Origin of the sequence: Nonomuraea sp. KM90, assembly GCF_052246675.1 — a bacterium.
In the GTDB taxonomy this organism is placed as follows: Bacteria; Actinomycetota; Actinomycetes; order Streptosporangiales; family Streptosporangiaceae; genus Nonomuraea.
Genome location: NZ_JBQQCB010000401.1, coordinates 1 through 824 on the forward strand (window position 1 = coordinate 1; position 824 = coordinate 824).

Annotated in this window: 1 protein-coding gene; it reads left to right on the plus strand. The window is 71.6% G+C overall.

All coding sequences use genetic code 11. From position 1 onward, the window contains the following. A partial coding sequence (locus tag ACTWPW_RS64450; RefSeq protein ID WP_443175078.1) for a transposase occupies positions 1-623 on the plus strand: 623 nt, incomplete at its 5' end. Positions 624-824 lie beyond the last annotated feature (201 nt).

Here is an 824-nt window from a genome sequence, read left to right on the forward strand (position 1 = left end):
CCATCGCCCGGCTGCCCGCCACCGCCTGGCAAGAGTCCATCACCCAGGACGGTGACCTGCAGCCCGGCTACCACGTGGCCGAACTGACCGGCCTCAACCAGCGCCAAGGCTGGCCCGCGGGCATGCGACTGCTGGTGCGCCGGGTCCGCCCCTCGGCCCGGCACCGCAAGAACCTCACCGCGCTCGAACTGCGGACCGGCTGGAAGTACTCGATCATCGTCACCAACATCGGCCGCATGTGGGGCATCGCCGGCTCCCACCACCCGCAATGGCTGGACGCGCTGGCCCGCGCGCACGCCGTGGTCGAGGACCGGGTCCGCGCCGACAAGGCGATGGGCCTTGCCAACCTGCCCAGCAAGGACTGGACCATCAACGCCGGCTGGATGCTCGCCGCCAACCTCGGCCACGACCTGGACTGCTGGCTGCGCCTGCTGACCCTGCACGACCAGGACGGACTGACCCACGCCGAACCCGACACCATGCGCTACCGGCTCTACCACCTGCCCGCCCGGCTGGCCGCCCACGCCCGCCGCCGCCACCTGCGCCTCGAACGCACCTGGCCCTGGGCCCAAGCCTTCGTCCTGGCCTGGCAGCGCCTCACCGACCTGCCCGCTCTCGCCTGAGAGCCGGACCCGACCGCGACGATCCAGGAAGGAGCCTGCTCCGGGTCCGTGGAACCCGGCGCCCCCGCAGCGTCATGCGACGGCCCGCCCCAACCGCGTCGGGGACATTACGGGCAAATCGCGGAGCCACTCACACAGCACCGCCCGCTGAAGAATCGAGGTTAGTCTCGGCACCGGCCGGCGCACCAGAGAGACTCGAGG